This is a genomic window from Mesorhizobium sp. USDA 4775 (assembly GCF_054062655.1).
The window spans coordinates 1,160,055-1,178,884 of the sequence record NZ_JBSSFM010000001.1; the positions used below are offsets into that span (position 1 = coordinate 1,160,055).

An 18,830-nucleotide genomic window follows, 5' to 3' on the forward strand; every position below is an offset into this window, starting at 1 on the left:
CCGCATATTGCGGCCTATGCATACCAGCCGCAACGGAATTTGGCCGACCGACCTCAGAACAGGAAATACCTTTGCGCCATCGGCAGCACGGTCGCCGGCTGGCAGGTCAGCAATTCGCCGTCGGCGCGGACCTCGTAGGTTTCCGGATCGACCTCGACATGCGGCGTGGCGTCGTTGAGCACCATGGAACGCTTGCCGATGCCGCCACGGGTGTTTTCCACGGCGACGAACTGTTTTTCGACGCCAAGCCGGCCATGCAGGCCAGACTCGAGTGCCGCCTTGGAAACGAAGGTCACAGACGAGTTGGTCCTGGCCTTGCCATAGGCGCCGAACATCGGCCGGTAGTGCATCGGCTGCGGGGTCGGGATCGAGGCGTTGGGGTCGCCCATCGGGGCGGCGGCAATCATGCCGCCGATCAGCACCATGTCCGGCTTCACACCGAAGAAGGCCGGGTTCCACAGCACCAGGTCGGCGCGTTTGTCGACGGCGATCGAGCCGATGTCTTTCGACAGCCCATGCGCGATGGCCGGGTTGATCGTGTATTTGGCGATGTAGCGGCGGACGCGGAAATTGTCGTTGTCGCCGGTCTCCTGTGGCAGCGAGCCGCGCTGGCGCTTCATCTTGTCGGCGGTCTGCCAGGTGCGGATCGCCACTTCACCGACGCGGCCCATCGCCTGGCTGTCCGACGAGATGATCGAGAAGGCGCCAATGTCATGCAGGATATCCTCGGCCGCGATCGTCTCCTTGCGGATGCGGCTCTCGGCAAAGGCGATATCCTCGGGGATCGACGGCGACAGATGGTGGCAGACCATCAGCATGTCGAGATGTTCGGCCAGCGTGTTGACCGTGTAGGGCCGCGTCGGATTGGTCGAGGACGGGATGACATTGGGCAGGCCGCAGACCTTGATGATGTCGGGCGCATGGCCGCCGCCGGCGCCCTCAGTGTGGAAGGCGTGGATGGTGCGGCCCTTGATCGCCGCGACCGTGTTTTCGACGAAGCCGGATTCGTTCAGCGTGTCGGTGTGGATCATCACCTGAACGTCGTAATCGTCGGCCACCGACAGGCAGCAATCGATCGCCGCCGGCGTCGTGCCCCAATCCTCATGTAGTTTCAGCGAGCAGGCGCCACCCAGCACCATTTCCTCCAGTGCCGCCGGCAGCGAGGCGTTGCCCTTGCCGGACAGGCCGATATTCATCGGAAAGGCGTCGAAGGACTGGATCATGCGCGCCATGTGCCACGGCCCCGGCGTACAGGTGGTGGCCAGCGTGCCATGCGCCGGCCCGGTGCCGCCGCCCAGCATTGTGGTGATGCCGCTCATTAGCGCTTCCTCGATCTGCTGCGGGCAGATGAAGTGGATATGCGCGTCGAAGCCGCCAGCGGTGAGAATCTTGCCTTCGCTGGCGATGATTTCGGTGCCCGGGCCGATGATAATGGTGACGCCGTCTTGCGTGTCCGGATTGCCGGCCTTGCCGATCGCTGCGATGCGGCCGTCCTTGAGGCCGATATCGGCCTTGAAGATGCCGGCGCTGGCGTCGATCACCAAGGCGTTGGTGATGACGGTGTCGACCGCGCCCTGGGCGCGGGAAACCTGGCTCTGGCCCATGCCGTCGCGGATCACCTTGCCGCCGCCGAATTTTACTTCCTCACCGTGAATTGTGAGGTCCTTTTCGACCTCGATGAAGAGTTCGGTGTCGGCCAGCCTGACCTTGTCGCCGACAGTCGGCCCATACATCTGGGCGTAGGCGGCACGCGAGATTCTGGCCATCAGCGATTGCTCCCGAAATGCGGTGTGGTTGAGGCTGGCCTGCACATTGCCGCCATCCAATGGTCACGCAATGACCCGCTGGGCGACACCTTCTGATCCCATTTGGCGGTTGAGGTTGGCAGGTCACCCCAAAACGACCGTTTGCCAAATCGATGGAAGGAAAATCCATGCGCAAAACGATAATTCTTGCAGCCGCCGCCAGCCTGATGCTGGCCGGTGCCGCCAGTGCCCAGCAGCAGCCCGCTCCGGCCACGCCTGCCCCCACGGCGACGACTCCCGCCCCCGGCGGTCAGCAGGCCGCGCCGGCGATCCAGAGCGTCAACATTGTCGACATCACCGAGCTGCCGAAGGACACCCAGACGCAGGTCAATCAGGTGATCGCCCAGCGCGGTGACGCCGGCCTGCAGAAACTGCGCAGCTCGATCGACGCCACCCCCAAGGTGAAGTCCGCCCTCCAGGCCAAGGGAATGACCTCGGCCCAGGTCGTCGCGGCCAGCATGGAGCCCAATGGCGCGCTGACCTTGATCACCAAGAAGGCCAGCTGACGGGTCGGCGCGGCGGGCCGGTATCCGGTCCGCCGGCCGTATTGCGAAGGGAACCGTGGCAGGGCTGGAGTCGTTTCGCTTGCTGATTGTTGAAACAAGCTGCGAAAGCGAACGATGACCTCCACCACCTTGCCCGATGCCCGATGGCTGCATGCCATTGCGGCGGCCGCGTTTCTGGCAGCGAGCCTTCCCCAGGCCGCGCTGAATGCGCAAGGCCTTGAAAGCCCGGAGACCGTTGACCGCATCGTCGGCTCGCAAATCAGCGAGGAACAGGCCAAGACGACAGCTGAAATCGGAAAAGTCAGTTCGGCGATCGACCGCACGCGCGACAACATCGGCACGGTGCGCAAGACCTCCAAGCTCGACAAGGTCGATATCGTGTTCCTGACCGACGCGGCACGCAGCGAAGGCGGCCCGCCGCCGGTCATCGAGAACAAGGTCCGGCAGCATCAGGACGACGTCGCGGAACTGCGCAAGGAGATTGAGGCGAACGCCCTGCTCTTTAACGCCATCGATTCGCGGCGCGTGGCCGCGCAGGACGTCCTTGCCGTCGCGTTCGACGATCCCGGAAAGATCATCATCTATGCGGCCGCCAAACCGTCGGACTGAGCCGAAAGCACCATTTGCTTTCACGCTTGCCCAAACGCCGGTCGCGGCCTTTGAAGGCCAAGCGCGAGACGCCACAGAATTCACAGCTTGCCCATCACCTTCTGCTGGAATCCATAGACCTCGCGCTTGCCGCCGAGCGGCACCAGCGTGACGTCGCGTTCCTGTCCCGGCTCGAAGCGCATGGCGGTGCCGGCGGCGATGTCGAGGCGCATGCCGCGGGTCTGTTCGCGGTCGAATTTCAGCCCTTCATTGGTTTCGAAGAAATGGTAGTGGCTGCCGACCTGGATGGGCCGGTCGCCGCTGTTGGCGACTTTCAGGGTGACGGTCGGCAGACCCTTGTTGAGCTCGATGTCGCCTGGGACGGGAATGATTTCGCCGGGGATCATCTGATGTCACACGACGCCGAAGGCGAGGCCGACGCCGATCGCCGCGCAGGCAGCACCGGCGACACGAGCCAGACCACGGAACCTCATGCCAAGGCTCATTCCGGCGGCGATGCCGACGGCATGGAGCAGCACGGTGGCGACGGCAAAGCCGGCCACGTATTCGAGCCCGCCGGCGTTTTCCGGCACTTCGGTGCCATGAGCGTGGCCGTGGAAAAGCGCGAAAAGGCCGAGGATGGCGACGCCGGCCGAAACCGGCAGGTCGACCGCCAGCGCCACGAGCAGGCCAAGCGCCACCACGGAGGCCAGTATGCCTGGCTCGACGAAGGGCACCGGCACATGCGCCATGCCAAGGGCCGAGCCGGCAAGCATCACGCCGACAAAGGCCGCCGGCCATGCCCAGATCGCCCTGCCGCCCTTGAGCGCCGCCCACAGGCCGACGGCGATCATCACAATCATATGATCAAGGCCGGATAAGGGATGCATGAAGCCGGCCGTGAAGGAAGAGGTCGTGCCGATGCCGACATGGGCATAGGCCGGCATGGCGGCAGCCATGAGCAGGATCGCCGCGAGGCACAGGCGTTTGGCAGGGATCATTCTACATGCCTTTCGTTTGCGATGGTGCAGTCACGCGGCCTTACGCGGGCCGCAGCCCTCGGCCTTAAGGACGCGTTTGGTCGACGCCGGGTATTTTTCCAGCTTCGCTGCCGGGCGGATCGGCCGGGTCGAAAAATTGCCGCCGCAATTGGGGCAGACGCCGTCCAGCACGTTTTCCACGCAATCGGCGCAGAAAGTGCATTCGAAGGTGCAGATCAATGCATCCGTCGCCTCAGGCGGCAGGTCCTTGTCGCAGCACTCGCAGTTTGGGCGCAGTTCGAGCATGTCGATCTCCTCACCTAATGGGCTCGTGCACGGTCACCAGCTTGGTGCCGTCGGGGAAGGTCGCTTCCACCTGCACGTCATGGATCATCTCGGCGATCCCTTCCATCACCTGCGTGCGGGTGACGACATGGGCGCCGGCCTCCATCAGTTCGGCGACCGGGCGGCCGTCGCGGGCGCCCTCGACGACGAAATCGGTGATCAGCGCGATCGCTTCCGGATGGTTGAGCTTGACGCCGCGCTCCAGCCGCTTGCGTGCCACGATCGCCGCCATGGCGATCAGCAGCTTGTCTTTTTCCCTCGGCGTCAGGTTCATGCGGTTTCCAGAATCACAGTGACCATAATTTGGGCAGCCCCGCCCTTCCGTTGAGCAGTCCGACGAGCGGAACCAGCCGCTGACGCAGTTGGTAGCCGTCCCCGGCGTAAAGCCTCGCAAGAAGCTTGCCAGATGCCTTCACGCTCCAGACGCTGGCGCCGCCCTGGTCGCCGATGATTTCCCGGACCGGGTCGAGCAGGGTCTCGGCCTGCTGCGACACCAGCAGCAGCGTCGCCACGGCGATCGCGCCGCCGGCGGCCGCCGGGCGTGCCAGGGCACCAGCGATATCGGGTCCAATACGGAAATCCTCGGCATGGATGAGGAAACCGTCCTGGCGAACCCGCCAGCGGTCACGGAAAATGCCTTGCGCGGCGCGTTCGCCCATGGCCAGGCGGCCGAAGACGGTGGCCTCCAGCACCAGCGCCTCGGCCCCCGCGGCAAGCTCGACATCCAATGTGCGGGCAAAGGCCGCCCGGTCGAAGACGATGGTCTCCTGCGGCAGCCAGGCGATGCGGCCGTTCTCGCCGACCGTCAGCTTGACCCGCACCTCGGCATGGTCGGATGCGGCGCGATAGACCTTCTCGCAGGCCTGGGTCGTTATCGACGCCGAGGCTTCTGTGCCGACATCCACATCCCAGCCGATGCGGTCGCCGCCGGTCAATCCGCCGGCGGTGTTGATCAGCACTGCCTCCAGCGGGTCGGCCAAAACGGCCGGCAGCCTTATCTTGGCGGAACCGTCCTGATAAAGGCGTCGCAGCCGCGTGCGCCCGTCCGCGCTGGCGCAGCCCAGCTGGGCCAGACCCGCGGCGCGCTGGGCCAAAGGGGCCGAAAACTTGGTATATTCGATCGTATCCACGTCGTCAGGTTAAGCACTGCGGCGGTTTTGTCGATATATAGCTTGTTGCTTGATGGCGTTTCCGTTTCTATAGAGGGAGCCACCTCGATACGGTCAGGCGATGCTTGACGGGGGTAGAAGGCGACGATCGCGGCCTGATATCGAGGATAAGAAGGCGCTGTTCAGTTAGCGTCGGGAAACGATAAAGTGGGGAAGAAACCGAATGGCTGACCAGCTGGCAACGGACATCATCGAAAAGATCAAAGCCCATGCCGAGCCGGGCGGTGAAGAAATCACCACCAGCACCGAATTGACGTCGCTCGGCATCCATTCGCTGGAGCTGACGGAGATCATCTTCGACCTCGAGGAGCAGTATGACATCGAGATCGAGATGAACACGGTCGATGCCTGGAGCAATCTGAAGAATGTTGGCGACATGGTCGAGGCCGTTCGCGCGCTGATCGCGAAAAAAGCCTGACCGAATGCTGAAACGCGTCGTCATTACCGGCATTGGCGGGCTGTGCGGACTAGGCGTCGATGCGCAGTCGATCTGGGCTGAAATGCGGGCCGGCCGTTCGGCCATCGGCCCCATCGACAATCCCTTCCTGCATGACCTGAAGGTCAAGACCGGCTGCGAGATCAAGGCGCTGCCCGATCACGGCATCGAGCGCAAGCAGCTTGTGTCGATGGACCGTTTCAGCCTGCTGGCGGTTATCGCTGCGAAGGAGGCGATGCAGCAGTCCGGCCTGGCCCCACATGCCGACAACACCTATCGCATGGGAACGATTGTCGGCGTCGGCGTCTGCGGCTTCGAGACCGTCGAGGAGAACTATCGCGCTATTCTGATCGAGGGCAAGAATCGCGCCGGCATCTTCACCGTGCCCCGGGTCATGCCAGGTGCCGCCTCCGGCCAGGTCAGCATGCATCTTGGCCTGCGTGGACCGGTTTTCGGCGTCACGTCGGCCTGCTCGTCGGCCAACCACGCCATCGCCTCCGCGGTCGACCAGATCAGGCTCGGCCGTGCCGACGTGATGGTCGCCGGCGGCACCGATGCGCCGCTGGTCTGGGGCGTGCTCAAGGGCTGGGAGGCATTGCGCGTGCTATCGCCCGACACCTGCCGGCCGTTCTCGGCCGACCGCCAGGGTCTGGTGCTCGGCGAAGGCGCCGGCATGGCGGTTCTGGAAAGCTACGATCACGCCATGGCGCGTGGCGCCACCATCCTCGCCGAAATCGCCGGCGCCGGCCTTTCGGCCGATGCCTCCGACATCGTCGCCCCGACCATCGAGGGACCGGAAGCGGCGATGCGCTTCTGTCTCGCCGATGCCGGGCTCAATCCCGAGGACATCGATTATCTCAACGCGCACGGCACCGGCACCAAGGCCAACGACCAGATCGAGACCAACGCGATCAAGCGCGTCTTCGGCGAGCACGCGCGCTCGCTGTCGGTCTCCTCGACCAAGTCGATGCATGCCCATTGCCTCGGCGCTTCGGGCGGGCTGGAGATGATCGCCTGCGTCATGGCGATCCGCGAAGGCGTCGTGCCGCCGACCGCGAATTACCGTGAACCCGATCCCGATTGCGATCTCGACGTGACGCCCAATGTCGCGCGCGAGCGCAAGGTGCGCGCCGCGATCAGCAACGGTTTTGCTTTCGGCGGCACCAACGCGGTGCTGGCATTCAAGGCCATCTGATCTCGGCGGTCACCACCGCCCCAGGGCGGGGACACCATCCACCGCGTTCGATTCGGTGTCCAAGGATAAGGATGGCGAAACTGCCGCCGCCATATTGATCCTAGCGGGTCGCAGGCCTAGTTCTTGGGCCTACCCGCCAACACCGCGCACCTTGGCGCGCCAAATCCCCCGCTCAGGAGTTTCCCGATGGCCGACCTGTCCGCCTTTCCGATCACCATCCGTTGGCCGGCCAAACATCCCGACCAGATCCAGCTCTATTCGGCAACGACGCCGAACGGCGTGAAGATATCGATCGCGCTGGAAGAGCTCGGCCTGCCCTATGAGCCGCATCTGATCAACATCAGCAAGGACGAAAGCTGGACGCCGGAATTCCTGTCGCTCAACCCCAATGGCAAGATCCCGGCGATCATCGATCCCAACGGCCCGGACGGCAAGCCGATCGGCCTTTTTGAATCCGGCGCCATCCTGCTCTATCTCGCCGACAAGACCGGCCTGCTCGTCCCGGCGGACGCAGCGCGGCGCTACGAAACGATCCAGTGGGTCTTCTTCCAGATGGCTTCCATCGGGCCGATCTTCGGCCAGGTCGGCTTCTTCCACAAATTCGCCGGCCGCGAGATCGCCGACAAGCGTCCGCTGGAACGTTACCGCGACGAATCGCGGCGGTTGCTTGGCGTGCTCGATGGCAGGCTGAAGGGCCGCAAATGGATCATGGGCAATGACTACACCATCGCCGACATCTCGCTGCTCGGCTGGGTGCGCAATTTGATCGGCTTCTATGAAGCGCGCGACCTCGTCGGTTTCGATGATTTCGCCAATGTGGCGGCATGGCTGGAGCGCGGCCTGGCCCGGCCGGCGGTCCAGAAGGGCCTGACCATACCGGCAAAGGACTAGTGCGCCCTGTCCCTGCAAGGCGACGGCCTTGGCCCAATACACACGGTCGGGCGGAGCAGCCTGCTACTTCGCCTTGGCCTTCGAGCCGCCCCTGCCGATAACCGAGGCCGCCAGCGAGACGGCGCCGCGCGCGGTAGCGACCACCGCGCCGGCGGCAACATTAGCCGCCGTCCTGACGGCACCGGCCTTTGCCGGCGCCGGTTTGCGCGGGCTGGCGGTCTTGGCGACCGGTACGACTTTTCGCGGTGCGGCCTTGCCGAAAGCGGCCTTGGCGTCTTTCGAGCGTTCTGCAATCGCGGGGCCAGCACCGGCTTTCGCTTGGGTTGCCTTCGCAGGCCTCGTCTTGGCTGGTTTTTTTGCCTTGGTGGCCATTGGAAAATCCCTTACGCCGGACAATTGGGTTGTCAGGCATAACGGCGCGAAACTCTTAAGGTTCCCGCCAAAAAATACCGAAAATTAAGCGTGTTAACCAATGATCAGGTCGGCGGCCCGGCGCCGGGCCAGCACGCGTTCGATGTTGGGCATGTCGTTGGAGGCGATCCAGGCGCGCGCCTCCTCGTCGGAACGGCCATGGCCGTGCCAGCGTTCCATCAGGCGTCGCTCGAGCTCATTGCGCGGCACGTCGACGAAGATCGAGAAATCGAACAGCGGCGCCAGCCGCGCCCACGGTTCCTCGTCGAGCAGCAGGTAATTGCCTTCGACCAGGATGAACTTGGTCTCGGTGCCGACGATAGCCGCGGCGGCGCGCGACAATTCCATGCTGCGGTCGAAGACGGGAATGGCGATGTCGGGTTCGCCGGCCCGGATGCGCTTCATCAGGGTCTCGAAGCCGGCAAAGTCGAAGGTTTCCGGCGCGCCCTTGCGCGCCCGCATGCCGCGCGCGTTGAGCACGATGTCGTCATAGTGGAAGCCGTCCATCGGCACGACTTCCACCGCCCCTTCCGGCAAAAGGTCATGCAGGCCGGCCGACAGCGTGGACTTGCCGGAGCCTGGCGGTCCGGCGATGGCGACGATGAAGCGTTTTGCCTTGCCGGCACGTTTGAAGATGGTGGCGGCTAGGTGGGCGATTTCGGACATGGGAGCCTCACTTGCCTGGATGATCGGCGAAACATTACGCCGCATTTTGGCGGCAGTCGGCGGAAATTTCAAATCCTGCGCTCAGGGCATACCTCGCCTCAGGCGGCCGCAGGCTGGCCGATGCGCAGGAACGCGCTGTCGAACGGCACGTCGGACGTCGAGCCGCCGGTCGCAAGCCGCATCCGGCCGTCGGCCGTGGTGATCTCTCGCGGCGGGGTGCCGCCGGACAGGGCGCCGATGACATGGCGGAACGAAAAGCTCCGGCCCTCGCCGAGCGCAAAGGCGGTCGCCACGCCTTCGCGTTTCAGCCAGTTGTCGCCGATGGAAGCGGCATGGCCTATCGCCGTGCGGCCGTCTTCTATGCCGAGCACGCCGAGATGGCGGCCGCTCCACGGCGCATAGTTGCGCCCGCCATTGCTCAGCCACAGCATGGTAACAGGCAGCTCCACGGGGTTCTTCAGCACCAGCACCAGGTCCTCCTCGGCCTGGCGTGCCAGTGCCGTCCAGCCCGGCCCGGCATGGTCGGCTTCGACCAGGGTGATGAAATCCTCGCGCCTGTCCTCCATGCGGTATTGCGTCAGGTCGAGCGTGCCGCCGCCGGCGGCGGGAAACTGGCCGAGCTCGGCCGAACGCGCCGGATAGGCCAGCATGAAGCGGCCGCGCGCGGGATCCGGCTCCAGCGGATCGGCCAGCGTCGCGGCAAAGCGCTTCGGCGAAAAGGCTAGCCGTCCGCCGCCTTTCATCACCGTCATCGGGTGGTGGGCGACGGAAATCGCGCCGGAGCCGCCGGAAAACACATGTTCCTGGTAGAGGAAGGGATGGCCGTCGATGAGCGTAAAAATCTTGTCGACGCTGGCGCCCATGACCTCGTGCCGCAGCCGGAAGACAGCGCGCCAGCCGCCGTCCGTGGCACTGCTTTCGGTGACATCCCAGGCACTGTTGGCCGTCCAGCCATGCAGCGGCGCCTCCTCGACATCGCTGCGCGAAAACGGCGCGCAGAGGAAATCGCCGGACAGCCGGACCGTGCCTTGCGGCAGGTCCTTCGGCAGCGTCTCGTTTGCGTCGACCCAGGGCGCGCGGTGCAGCGGCTTCAGCTGGCGTCCGTCGCTTTCGACGGTCATGTCGGCGATGTGGCCGACGGTGAGGTCGAGCGAAACCGAAATACCTTTGGCCTTGATCGTGATCGTGTCCATAGCGCTCTCACCCGAATCTGAAGGCGCAAACAGAACCCGTTAGGCGCCGATTGCGCAAGCACTGCGTAAGGCATTTTGCATCAGGCACAATGGAAGCCGTCGGCGCTGCCCCTCATCCGCCTGCCGGCACCTTCTCCCCGTATAGTGACGGGGAGAAGGGAACTGGCCGCACGCTGGAGCTTTCTCTGCAACGCTGATGATTGGCGAAACCGTTGACGACAGCGCCCCTCTCCCCGTCTCTACACGGGGAGAGGATGCCGGCAGGCAGGTGAGGGGCGGCGCAAACGAGGGAAGACGAGGGCCAAACTGAAGCCATCGCCATGACCAGCGCTCTCAGGCCTACTGCCGCTTGTATTCCCTGACCGGCGATTTCGTCCCGTCGGTGTAGGTCACCTGCACCGACATCGATTTCACGCTGTCGGCGACCTTGAAATAGCCCTTGGCGTCGTAGGGGATGGCGTAGGGATCCTTCTTGTCGCAAGGCGGGATCTCGAGCGACCTGTCGAGCGCGGCGCCGTTCAGGCTGTAATGCACCTCCTTGATGGCGCAGCGGTAGGACAGCATCTGGGTGAAATAGACCAGGCCGTGATTGCCGCCGGAATCGAAGGCGATCCACGACGTCCAGAACTGGTCGAGGATCTGTTTGTCGCCTTGCTGCAGCGCGGCGTCCGGATCGAAGCTTATGTCGAACGGGCCGGTCTCGCGGCCCCTTATGTCGAGATATTTTATCGCGATCGTGGTCGCCGCCGTGCTGTCGGGCAACTCGAAGCTCGGATTGGCCATCGGCTTGCCGGTGGTCTGGTCCTTCATCGCCAGGAAGCCGGTGTCGGTGAACGGGCCGGCGGTGCCCAGACGCCAGGAGATCGCGGTCGCCGGCTCGGGCAACGAAATGGTCATCGACCAGCCCTGGTTGGAGCGCATCGGCGTCAACGAAGGCGCAAAGCGCGCCGGGTCGAGCACGTCGCCAAGGGCTGCCAGCCGGCTGCGGCTGCGGTCCAGCCAGTCGGCCAACTGCGTCTGGTCGACGAAATATTTGAGCAGCCCGCCATCCTTCTCGTTGGACACGAACTTGGTCAGCGCCTGGGCTTCGCTGCGCTTGTCGGCCAGCGTCTGGCTGCCGAGGCGGTCTTCCGAAAACTCCTGCGCCTTGAGGAAATAGGCCGGCGCGTAGTCGGGATTGGCCGTGATGAAGGCGTCGAGCTTGTCCAGCCGCTGCGCGTCCTCGAACTGCAATATATGCACCAGCTTGATCGACAGCGCCTTGCCCTTGTCGGCCAGCTGCCCGAACACTTCGCGCGCGCCCGCCTTGCCGTCCTGCACCCGAAGCAGCGTGGCAAAACGCGTATAAGGGTCGATGGCGTCGACATCGAAGCCGGCAAAGGCGAGGTAGGAGCGCCTTGCGTTGAGCATGTCGCCCGACAATTCGTAGACGCGGGCATTGTGGTAGAACTCGTCCGGCCGCTTCGGCTCGGCGATCGCCCCGCCTTGCGCCGAAAGCTGCGCAAACCCCTTGGCGATGGTGTCGATCGAGGCGGCGATCTGCTCGGTCGTCGCCTGCAGCTTTTCGGCCTGGGCCTGCTGCTGTTGCTGGCGGGCGGCGAGCGTGTCGGTGGTCTGCTTGACCGCCTCGACGGTCTTTTGCGTCTGCGCGCCCTGCTGCGTCTGCTGCTGCTGCGCGGACGCGATCTGGTCGGTCTTCTGCGCCACCGTGTCGGTCGATTTCTTGACCTCTTCGACGGTCTTTTGCGTCTGCGTCACCGTCTGCTCGATCTTGGCCACCTTTTCGGAGACGATGCCCATCGACTGCTGCAGCTGCGCGATCGCCGGCACCAGGCCGGCGATGACGCCGTTCTGCGAATTGGTTTCCTTTTGCACGGCAAAGACGCCGCCGGCGACCGCCGCCGCGCTGGTGGCGAACAACAGCGCCGGCAGCGCCTTGGCCGCCAGTACGAGCCTGAGCACAATGGCAATGGCGATGATGGCCGCGGCAATCGACGCGACCAGCGCGATATAGGCGGCGAACGGCGCCAGCGGATTGAGCACGTCGCCAACGGCGCCGCTGATGAAAGCCACGCTGCCGGCCCATTTGCCGGTGCGGCTGAGCGATGCCTTGATAAGCGAGGGCGCTGCGCCCCCGGCCCCGATATTCGTCATGCCACCCCCCAAGCCAGCCAATGCCACGCCCCTTCCCACAGGAAACGCGGCTCTTGCAAGGAAAGACACAGAAACAGGCGTTTTCGGGGCGGATAAATCCTCAAGTTCCTCGCCCTCACTACCGTGCAACGGCATGCACACATTTCCAAGAGGCTGGTCTTTGGCGATAGCCTGCATGGCAGCGCTGGTCGACCCCCACTCCGTCTCGGCTTCGCCGAGCCACCTCTCCCCCGATCGACGGGGTACAGGAAAGGCGCCAGGCTTTTTCGCCGGCAAAGCTCGTGCAGCAATGCTCCCCACCTTTCCCTCCGGAGGGGGGAAAGGTGGCGCTGGGAAGCAGCGACGGATTGGGGGAGCCACGTGGCAATCAAGCCTTGCGTCGATCAGTCACGCCAGTCACAGAAGATGTGTGCATAGCGTAGCGCAAAGCGGGGAAGAGGAACCAGGTCGAGCTCGACAATCCTGGGGCTAACCGCCATTAACCAAATGGACGCATCCAGCGCGTTACGTTAGCTTCGTCTCATCTCAGCAACAGCATCGCCAGAACAGTCCCGCCCTTGTCCAAATTGCGTCCTTTTCCGCTTCTCCAGAGAGTTTTCGTCGCCCTTGGCCTGTTGCTGATGGTCGCCAGCTGCTCGACCACGACACCGCCGGACCAGGTGCTGTCTGTCCCCGCGCCGCCGCAGAAATATGCGGCCATCGTCGTCGACGTCAAAACCGGCAAGCAGATGTTCGAGGTCAACTCTACGGCGCAGCGCTATCCGGCCTCGCTGACCAAGATGATGACGCTCTATCTCCTGTTCGAGGCGATGGAGTCCGGCCGCGTGACCAAGGGAACGCAGATCCCCATCTCCGACCACGCCGCCTCGCAGCCACCGACCAAGATGCGTTTCCGGCGCGGCGAAACCATCGACGTCGATTCGGCCATCCGCGCCATCGTCGTCAAATCCGCCAATGACGTGGCGGTGGCGGTCGGCGAATATCTCGGCGGCTCGGAGGACCAGTTCGCCGCCATGATGACATCCAAGGCGCGCTCGCTCGGCATGACCAGCACCACCTTCCGCAACGCCTCAGGCCTGCCCGACGACGGCCAGATGACCACCGCGCGTGACATGGCGGTGCTCGGCATGGCGCTGCGCCAGCGCTTCCCCCAGCATTTCCACTATTTCTCCGAAAGCGATTTCATGTTCCGCGGCAGGCTGGTGCGCGGCCACAACGACATGCTCGGCCGCGTGCGCGGCGTCGACGGCATCAAGACCGGCTACATCAGGGCCTCCGGCTTCAACATCGTCACCTCCTACAATGCCGACGGCCGCCAGCTGATCGTGGTGGTGATGGGCGCCGACTCGGCCCGCCAGCGCAACGACCATGTCGAGGCGCTGATCCAGCGCAGCCTGTCGCCGACCACGGCCGACGCCAACACCAGGCTGATGTTCGCCGAACAGCAATAGCAAGGGCGGAACCGCTTCACTTCGTCATCCAGGGGTCTGCGCCGCGTCGCTGCGCTCCTTGCTCCGCCCGTGGATGACGAAGTCGGGGTGGCCTCGGCTAATCTCCAGGGTCTCAGATGGCGCGCCGCTATGAACCCGCGAACCGCCCCAAAAACCCGCAGCCGGCTATTGTTATCCTGTTGTCATGCAATCGTCGGGAAGCCATGGCATAGGCAGCGCAAACCGACAGTGGATATGCCCCGTCACCTCGGCGTATCCTCAAACCAGCAGCGCCACAGCAGGAGCCCGCACCATGAGCACTGTCCCCAAGGCATCCGAGCAGCAGGCGGCGGACACTGAGAACGACAGCGGCGGCGAATATTTCGAGGCGCCGATCACGCCGGAAGACCTGCACGAGGTTTCGGACGAGCATTTCGACACGCCCGAAGTGCCGGACTCAGAACCCACCGGCCTAGGAACGTCGCGCATAAAGCCGAAGAAGAAGCCGTCGGCGATCTCGGGCCGCAAATTCCACAAGCGCGACCTGGTGCGCATCGACACGCTGCGCCCGAGCCTGGCCGACCGCATCCGCTCCGACCATCCGGACCTGCCCCGGGGCGCCCGCATCAGCCGCGAGGAGCTCGGCCGCTACCGCATGCGCTATATGGAAGAGCTGCTGCAGCAGGAGCACGGCGAATTCTCCGAGCTCGACCGCCAGGTGGTGGAATCGATCGCCAGGCAGGACACGATTTCCGAAAACTCGGAAGAAGAATTCGAGGAGCACCGCACCTTCCCCGACCGCGTCTCGGACAATATGGCCGCCTTTGGCGGCAGCTGGTGGTTCCTGATCTCGTTTGCCGCCGTGCTCTTGGTCTGGATCGGCGTCAATTTGTTCGAGGGGTTGAACGGCGCCTTCGACCCCTATCCCTTCATCCTGCTCAACCTCTTGCTTTCCTGCATCGCCGCCATCCAGGCGCCCATCATCATGATGAGCCAGAAGCGCCAGGAGGTGAAAGACCGCCTGCGCTCCTTCAACGAATACCGCGTCAACCTCAAGGCCGAGCTCGAAGTTCGCCATCTGCACGAAAAGCTCGACTACCTCATCTCCCGCCAATGGACGCGCCTGGCCGAAATGCAGCAGATGCAGCTCGACGCGATGAACGAGCTTGCGGGTACCAAGAAGGTGAAGCGGGCCGTGCGCGGGCGGCGGGTGGTGAAGAGTGAGGCGGGGGAGTGACGCTTGGGTTCCTCGCCCCCACGAATGTGGGGGGTCCGAAGGACGGGCGAGACCCGTGGCTCGCCCCGGCAGGGTGGCTCGGCGAAGCCGAGACGGAGAGGGGAGCGCCATATCCAACAAGCGCACCCGTTAGAGCACTAACCCACCCCACCCCCTTCACAGGACGCCGCTCAATCGCCAATTGCCCGTTGAAGCCCGCGCCGGCTTCCGCTAAGAAGCCGTGACTTGCCGGTTCACCGGCTGGTTCGTTTTCCGGATTGTCGATCCTGAAAGCACCCGTAGCTCAGCTGGATAGAGCGCTGCCCTCCGAAGGCAGAGGTCACAGGTTCGAATCCTGTCGGGTGCGCCAGACCTTGCACCAGCGCTACAGTCCGCAGACTCCCTTACGACGAAGGCACCCTCGGCTCCTCCACCAGGTAAAACCGATCCTTCGGCGAAAAGTCCGTCACCAGGAACGAGAACGACGCACTCTCCTGCGGGTCGACCTTGCCTTTGCTGAACAGCAGCCGGTCATAGGGTTCGAAGTCGCGTTTGAATTCGGCGAAGCTGTCGGACTTGATCATGTTGTCCACGCGCTGCGCCTGGTCGAAGGACAGCCCGTCGCCATAATCGCTCGGCGCGTTCAGGATCGCCTGCAGCTCGAATCCGAATTCGATCCAGGCCTCGCCGCTGTTGTTGCGGGTGACGATTTTCAGCGGCAAGAAGCCGGTCGAGTAGTTGCCCGTCGATCCGAAGGGCTGGATCGGCCGCGCGGCGCGTATGGTCAGCGTCACCGGGTCGGCGGTGTCCAGTTCCTCGGTGACCACGATCGGGTCGGCGCGGGTCCCGGCGCCCGTGGCCGAAAGGATCCGGAAGCCGCCGCGTTCGTCGGAGAAGGAGTAGGCGCCCGCCTCGAAGATCCCGTCGGCCATGGCGCGCGGGCAGCTCGCGGCCAGCAGAGCCGCGAATACCTGCACACAGCGCAAGCCCGGACGCGTCATGGCCGGAGTATGAACGACAATTGCCTGGCCGCAAACTGGCCGAAGACAGACCGGAATGCGATGACCTTGGTCGGCTGTCGAAAGAATGCCGCCGCTCCGCGCAACGCATGGCTCGGCCGCCTTGCCTCAGCCTCCAGCCACCGCCCGCACGCTCTCCCGCTCCACCAGCGGGCACTCCAGCTTCGTAATCGGATACCGCCCCTGTCCGGGCGCCGTCGGCGCTTCCAGCTGTTCGATCGCCCATTGGCCCATCGCCATATGCGGCAGGATCGAAGTGGTCAGCGGCGGGAACAGATGCCGGGCGATTTCCTCGTCGTCGTAACCGACCACGGAGATGTCCTGCGGAATATGCAGGCCGGCTTCTTTCAGCGCCTCGTAGCAGCCGATCGCGGTGCGGTCGTTCTGGCAGAAGATGGCGGTCGGGCGGTCTTTGAGCGCGAGCAGCTTGACGGTCGCGGCGTAGCCCGCACTTGCCGACCAGTCGCCCTCGACCACCAGCTCCGGGTCGAAGGGAATGTCGGCGGTGGCGAGCGCGCGGCGGTAGCCTTTCAGCCGGTCCTGCGCCGCCTGCATCCAGGGCTCGCCGGTGATGGTGGCGATGCGGCGGTGGCCGTGGCTGATCAGGTGCCTTGTCGAGTTCTGGCCGCCGGCGATCTCGGAGGGCACCACGGCGGGGAAGGCATAGTCGGCCGTATAGCAATTGAGCAGGATCACCGGAATGTCGAGGCTGTAGAGGAAGTCGGGCGCGGTGATCTCGCGGGTGAAGATGGTCATGTAGATCAGCGCCGAAATGCCCCGCCTTGTCAGCGCCTGGATGGCGCGCGGCTCCATCACGGCGTCGCCCATGGTCTGCGCCACCAGAAGCACGTTGCCGGCATTCCACGAAGCCTGGCGCGCGCCTTCGATCGCCACCACCGCCTCCGGGCTGGTCGCCAGCTGGTCGACGGCAAAGCCGATCACCCCGTCCAGCCCGTCGAAGGCGGCAACAGGCTTGCGCAGCGCCGAGAAGGCGGGTGCGCTGTAGCCAAGCGTCCTCGCGGCCTCGATTACCCGCTCGCGGGTCTGCTGCGACAGCTTGATCCCTGGCGAATTGTTGAGCACGAAGGAAACCGTCGCCTGCGAGCAGCCGGCGGCTCGGGCGATATCGGTCATGGTGACCCGCCCCTTGGGCTTGGCCGGCGCCTTGCGGCGCTTGACCGTCTCGATGGCCGAATCCCTGGTCTCGCTCATGGCGTTCGTGTCCCCAATCACGGCCTGTCTAGCGGCCGCCTGCCGGTCCGACAAGATGGCTCGGCGGTGCCGGTTTATAGAAGCCGCCGCTTCGTTTATATCTATTAGCGGCCGTCTGGTCCATCGATCATCAGGCTCCTTATGCGCAGGGACAGTAATGGCTGCACGGCTTCTTGCGTCGTGCGGCCAGGGCATGGGTTCGTCGGTGCACCGTTCGCGGTGGCGCCATGCTGTGCCCGAATATCGGCTGAAAACTAATAGTGTTTACTAATACAAAAATGCGCTGTAACGTCAATCCGTCGCGCCCGGCCTTGTTGGGTCTGGAGCGGCGGGAAAGCGAACGTCAATGGTCTGATGGCTTGCGGAGATTGCCTCCGCGAGCCATGTCTCGGATATGTGATATGTCAGACAAATCGGACTATTTACGAACGAAGGATGAGTCTCTAAAGTCTGCAACCGTGGCTGGAACGAGGCCATTCTTCTGAGTGCCGGGAAACCCTGAGGAGGAGGGGGTATCCAAGCCGCAAACGGCAAATTCAGGTGAGCACGCAATTCTAGTGAGCAAGACGGTCCAGCCCGACGGCTGAACCAAAAAGGGAGGTTGAACATGAAGTCCTTGATACGCAATGCATCCGTGGCCGCCGCGGCCCTGGTTGTCGGCCTGACGGCGACGGCCATCGCGCGCGCCGACGACAAGCCGACACTGGCTTTCGTCGTCAACGGCGCTTCCGATTTCTGGAAAGCGGCCGAAGCCGGCGTCAAGAAGGCGCAGGGCGAACTGCCCGACTACAATCTCGAACTCAAATATCCCGAACAATCCTCGGTCGCCATCCAGCAGCGGCTGATGGACGATCTGGTGACGGCCGGCGTCAAGGGCATCATGGTCTCGGCCGTCGATCCCAAGACCTCGACCGACGGCCTGAACAAGATCGCGTCTGAAACCGCGCTGTTCACCACCGACAGTGATGCGCCGCAGACCAAGCGTGTCGCCTATATCGGCTCGTCCAACGTCGATGCCGGCAAGCAGGCGGCCGAAATCGCCAAGAAGGCGATGCCCAATGGCGGCAAGTGCCTCGGCTTCGTCGGCCTGCTCGGCGCCGACAATGCCAAGGAGCGCATCCAGGGCATGAAGGATGGCCTGGCCGGCACCAAGATCGAACTCGTCGACGTGCGTGGCGACGATATCGACCAGGCGCGCGCCAAGAAGAATGTCGAGGACGCGCTGGTCGCCAGCCCCGACGTCACCTGCATGGTCGGCTTCTATTCCTACAACACGCCGCGCATCTATGAGGCGCTGCGCGATGCCGGCAAGCTCGGCCAGATCACGGTCGTCGGTTTCGATGACGATCCGATCACGCTGGGCGGCGTCAAGGAAGGCACCGTTGCCGCCACTGTCGTGCAGCAGCCCTTCGAATGGGCCTATCAGGGCATGAAGCTGATGGCTGCCTATCTCAAGGGCGACAAGTCGGGCATCCCGGCTGGCAATCTCATCATCATCCCGACCAAGATCATCGGCAAGGATGATGTCGACGCCTACGCCGCCAATCTGAAGGCGATGGCCGGAAAGTAAGACCACAGGCAGTTCAGCCGGCTCAACTTCGCTTGAGCCGGCTG

The 18,830-nt window shown here is 64.1% G+C and carries 20 protein-coding genes and 1 tRNA gene; 9 read left to right on the top strand and 12 right to left on the bottom strand.

Features of this window, described 5'->3' with window-relative positions:
- Positions 1-53: 53 nt before the first annotated feature.
- On the bottom strand, positions 54-1,766 hold the full coding sequence (ureC, locus tag ACVILI_RS05890; RefSeq protein ID WP_038653653.1) for an urease subunit alpha: 1,713 nt from the start codon (positions 1,764-1,766) through the stop codon (positions 54-56).
- 167 nt (positions 1,767-1,933) lie between these two features.
- On the opposite strand from ureC, the gene ACVILI_RS05895 reads away from it, so the two are divergent.
- Complete coding sequence (locus tag ACVILI_RS05895; RefSeq protein WP_084791805.1) at positions 1,934-2,311, top strand: hypothetical protein; 378 nt, start codon at positions 1,934-1,936, stop codon at positions 2,309-2,311.
- 114 nt (positions 2,312-2,425) lie between these two features.
- Positions 2,426-2,920, top strand: a complete 495-nt coding sequence (locus ACVILI_RS05900) for a hypothetical protein (protein ID WP_038651325.1) — start codon at positions 2,426-2,428, stop codon at positions 2,918-2,920.
- A gap of 80 nt (positions 2,921-3,000) precedes the next feature.
- Here the strand turns inward: ACVILI_RS05900 and ACVILI_RS05905 are convergent, their stop codons facing one another.
- The 5 genes from ACVILI_RS05905 to ACVILI_RS05925 are packed head-to-tail and all read right to left on the bottom strand — an operon-like array spanning position 3,001 to position 5,354.
- A complete protein-coding gene (locus ACVILI_RS05905; protein ID WP_038651327.1) occupies positions 3,001-3,306 on the bottom strand; it encodes an urease subunit beta in 306 nt (101 codons plus the stop codon).
- Positions 3,307-3,312: 6 nt separating this feature from the next.
- Positions 3,313-3,900 (bottom strand): HupE/UreJ family protein, encoded by a 588-nt coding sequence (locus tag ACVILI_RS05910; RefSeq protein ID WP_038651329.1) that lies wholly within the window; start codon positions 3,898-3,900, stop codon positions 3,313-3,315.
- Positions 3,901-3,930: 30 nt separating this feature from the next.
- A complete protein-coding gene (locus tag ACVILI_RS05915) occupies positions 3,931-4,185 on the bottom strand; it encodes a DUF1272 domain-containing protein (RefSeq protein ID WP_038651331.1) in 255 nt (84 codons plus the stop codon).
- A 10-nt stretch (positions 4,186-4,195) separates the two neighbouring features.
- On the bottom strand, positions 4,196-4,498 hold the full coding sequence (locus tag ACVILI_RS05920; RefSeq protein WP_019862540.1) for an urease subunit gamma: 303 nt from the start codon (positions 4,496-4,498) through the stop codon (positions 4,196-4,198).
- Between the two features lie 13 nt (positions 4,499-4,511).
- Positions 4,512-5,354 carry an urease accessory protein UreD gene (locus tag ACVILI_RS05925; protein ID WP_038651333.1) on the bottom strand — a complete coding sequence of 281 codons (843 nt, stop codon included), beginning with the start codon at positions 5,352-5,354 and terminating at the stop codon, positions 4,512-4,514.
- Between the two features lie 202 nt (positions 5,355-5,556).
- Between ACVILI_RS05925 and ACVILI_RS05930 the strand changes: the two genes are divergently transcribed.
- From ACVILI_RS05930 to ACVILI_RS05940, 3 genes are all read left to right on the top strand, one after another.
- Complete coding sequence (locus ACVILI_RS05930; RefSeq protein WP_019862542.1) at positions 5,557-5,811, top strand: acyl carrier protein; 255 nt, start codon at positions 5,557-5,559, stop codon at positions 5,809-5,811.
- Positions 5,812-5,815: 4 nt separating this feature from the next.
- Positions 5,816-7,024 (top strand): beta-ketoacyl-[acyl-carrier-protein] synthase family protein, encoded by a 1,209-nt coding sequence (locus ACVILI_RS05935; RefSeq protein WP_019862543.1) that lies wholly within the window; start codon positions 5,816-5,818, stop codon positions 7,022-7,024.
- Between the two features lie 186 nt (positions 7,025-7,210).
- A complete protein-coding gene (locus ACVILI_RS05940) occupies positions 7,211-7,915 on the top strand; it encodes a glutathione S-transferase family protein (protein WP_019862544.1) in 705 nt (234 codons plus the stop codon).
- Between the two features lie 63 nt (positions 7,916-7,978).
- Here the strand turns inward: ACVILI_RS05940 and ACVILI_RS05945 are convergent, their stop codons facing one another.
- The 4 genes from ACVILI_RS05945 to ACVILI_RS05960 all read right to left on the bottom strand — a co-directional run bounded on the left by ACVILI_RS05945 (position 7,979) and on the right by ACVILI_RS05960 (position 12,339).
- Complete coding sequence (locus ACVILI_RS05945; RefSeq protein WP_038651334.1) at positions 7,979-8,287, bottom strand: hypothetical protein; 309 nt, start codon at positions 8,285-8,287, stop codon at positions 7,979-7,981.
- A gap of 93 nt (positions 8,288-8,380) precedes the next feature.
- The gene (locus ACVILI_RS05950) at positions 8,381-8,992 is read right to left on the bottom strand and encodes a nucleoside triphosphate hydrolase (RefSeq protein ID WP_027047624.1); all 612 of its coding nucleotides are present in this window, start codon (positions 8,990-8,992) and stop codon (positions 8,381-8,383) included.
- 98 nt (positions 8,993-9,090) lie between these two features.
- Positions 9,091-10,185, bottom strand: a complete 1,095-nt coding sequence (locus ACVILI_RS05955; RefSeq protein ID WP_240564606.1) for a hypothetical protein — start codon at positions 10,183-10,185, stop codon at positions 9,091-9,093.
- A gap of 339 nt (positions 10,186-10,524) precedes the next feature.
- The gene (locus ACVILI_RS05960; RefSeq protein ID WP_457102353.1) at positions 10,525-12,339 is read right to left on the bottom strand and encodes a methyl-accepting chemotaxis protein; all 1,815 of its coding nucleotides are present in this window, start codon (positions 12,337-12,339) and stop codon (positions 10,525-10,527) included.
- 557 nt (positions 12,340-12,896) lie between these two features.
- Between ACVILI_RS05960 and ACVILI_RS05965 the strand changes: the two genes are divergently transcribed.
- From ACVILI_RS05965 to ACVILI_RS05975, 3 genes are all read left to right on the top strand, one after another.
- Positions 12,897-13,790 (top strand): D-alanyl-D-alanine carboxypeptidase family protein, encoded by an 894-nt coding sequence (locus ACVILI_RS05965; RefSeq protein ID WP_038651337.1) that lies wholly within the window; start codon positions 12,897-12,899, stop codon positions 13,788-13,790.
- A gap of 292 nt (positions 13,791-14,082) precedes the next feature.
- Positions 14,083-15,006 carry a DUF1003 domain-containing protein gene (locus ACVILI_RS05970; protein WP_019862550.1) on the top strand — a complete coding sequence of 308 codons (924 nt, stop codon included), beginning with the start codon at positions 14,083-14,085 and terminating at the stop codon, positions 15,004-15,006.
- Positions 15,007-15,278: 272 nt separating this feature from the next.
- Positions 15,279-15,355, top strand: a tRNA-Arg gene (locus tag ACVILI_RS05975).
- A 34-nt stretch (positions 15,356-15,389) separates the two neighbouring features.
- Here the strand turns inward: ACVILI_RS05975 and ACVILI_RS05980 are convergent.
- Both ACVILI_RS05980 and ACVILI_RS05985 read right to left on the bottom strand, forming a co-directional pair.
- The gene (locus tag ACVILI_RS05980; protein ID WP_019862551.1) at positions 15,390-15,986 is read right to left on the bottom strand and encodes a hypothetical protein; all 597 of its coding nucleotides are present in this window, start codon (positions 15,984-15,986) and stop codon (positions 15,390-15,392) included.
- A 126-nt stretch (positions 15,987-16,112) separates the two neighbouring features.
- Positions 16,113-17,216, bottom strand: a complete 1,104-nt coding sequence (locus ACVILI_RS05985) for a LacI family DNA-binding transcriptional regulator (RefSeq protein ID WP_171880346.1) — start codon at positions 17,214-17,216, stop codon at positions 16,113-16,115.
- Positions 17,217-17,823: 607 nt separating this feature from the next.
- On the opposite strand from ACVILI_RS05985, the gene ACVILI_RS05990 reads away from it, so the two are divergent.
- Complete coding sequence (locus tag ACVILI_RS05990; protein ID WP_019862553.1) at positions 17,824-18,786, top strand: sugar-binding protein; 963 nt, start codon at positions 17,824-17,826, stop codon at positions 18,784-18,786.
- Positions 18,787-18,830 lie beyond the last annotated feature (44 nt).

Bases quoted from the DNA above. Each gene is read 5' to 3' on its own strand.
- ACVILI_RS05990 (WP_019862553.1), top strand. From the start codon at position 17,824: ATGAAGTCCTTGATACGCAATGCATCCGTGGCCGCCGCGGCCCTGGTT.
- ACVILI_RS05945 (WP_038651334.1), bottom strand. From the start codon at position 8,287: ATGGCCACCAAGGCAAAAAAACCAGCCAAGACGAGGCCTGCGAAGGCA.
- ACVILI_RS05960 (WP_457102353.1), bottom strand. From the start codon at position 12,339: ATGACGAATATCGGGGCCGGGGGCGCAGCGCCCTCGCTTATCAAGGCA.
- ACVILI_RS05900 (WP_038651325.1), top strand. From the start codon at position 2,426: ATGACCTCCACCACCTTGCCCGATGCCCGATGGCTGCATGCCATTGCG.
- ACVILI_RS05910 (WP_038651329.1), bottom strand. From the start codon at position 3,900: ATGATCCCTGCCAAACGCCTGTGCCTCGCGGCGATCCTGCTCATGGCT.
- ACVILI_RS05940 (WP_019862544.1), top strand. From the start codon at position 7,211: ATGGCCGACCTGTCCGCCTTTCCGATCACCATCCGTTGGCCGGCCAAA.
- ACVILI_RS05895 (WP_084791805.1), top strand. From the start codon at position 1,934: ATGCGCAAAACGATAATTCTTGCAGCCGCCGCCAGCCTGATGCTGGCC.
- ACVILI_RS05930 (WP_019862542.1), top strand. From the start codon at position 5,557: ATGGCTGACCAGCTGGCAACGGACATCATCGAAAAGATCAAAGCCCAT.
- ACVILI_RS05905 (WP_038651327.1), bottom strand. From the start codon at position 3,306: ATGATCCCCGGCGAAATCATTCCCGTCCCAGGCGACATCGAGCTCAAC.
- ACVILI_RS05915 (WP_038651331.1), bottom strand. From the start codon at position 4,185: ATGCTCGAACTGCGCCCAAACTGCGAGTGCTGCGACAAGGACCTGCCG.
- ACVILI_RS05970 (WP_019862550.1), top strand. From the start codon at position 14,083: ATGAGCACTGTCCCCAAGGCATCCGAGCAGCAGGCGGCGGACACTGAG.
- ACVILI_RS05950 (WP_027047624.1), bottom strand. From the start codon at position 8,992: ATGTCCGAAATCGCCCACCTAGCCGCCACCATCTTCAAACGTGCCGGC.
- ACVILI_RS05980 (WP_019862551.1), bottom strand. From the start codon at position 15,986: ATGACGCGTCCGGGCTTGCGCTGTGTGCAGGTATTCGCGGCTCTGCTG.
- ACVILI_RS05935 (WP_019862543.1), top strand. From the start codon at position 5,816: ATGCTGAAACGCGTCGTCATTACCGGCATTGGCGGGCTGTGCGGACTA.
- ureC (WP_038653653.1), bottom strand. From the start codon at position 1,766: ATGGCCAGAATCTCGCGTGCCGCCTACGCCCAGATGTATGGGCCGACT.
- ACVILI_RS05920 (WP_019862540.1), bottom strand. From the start codon at position 4,498: ATGAACCTGACGCCGAGGGAAAAAGACAAGCTGCTGATCGCCATGGCG.
- ACVILI_RS05955 (WP_240564606.1), bottom strand. From the start codon at position 10,185: ATGGACACGATCACGATCAAGGCCAAAGGTATTTCGGTTTCGCTCGAC.
- ACVILI_RS05985 (WP_171880346.1), bottom strand. From the start codon at position 17,216: ATGAGCGAGACCAGGGATTCGGCCATCGAGACGGTCAAGCGCCGCAAG.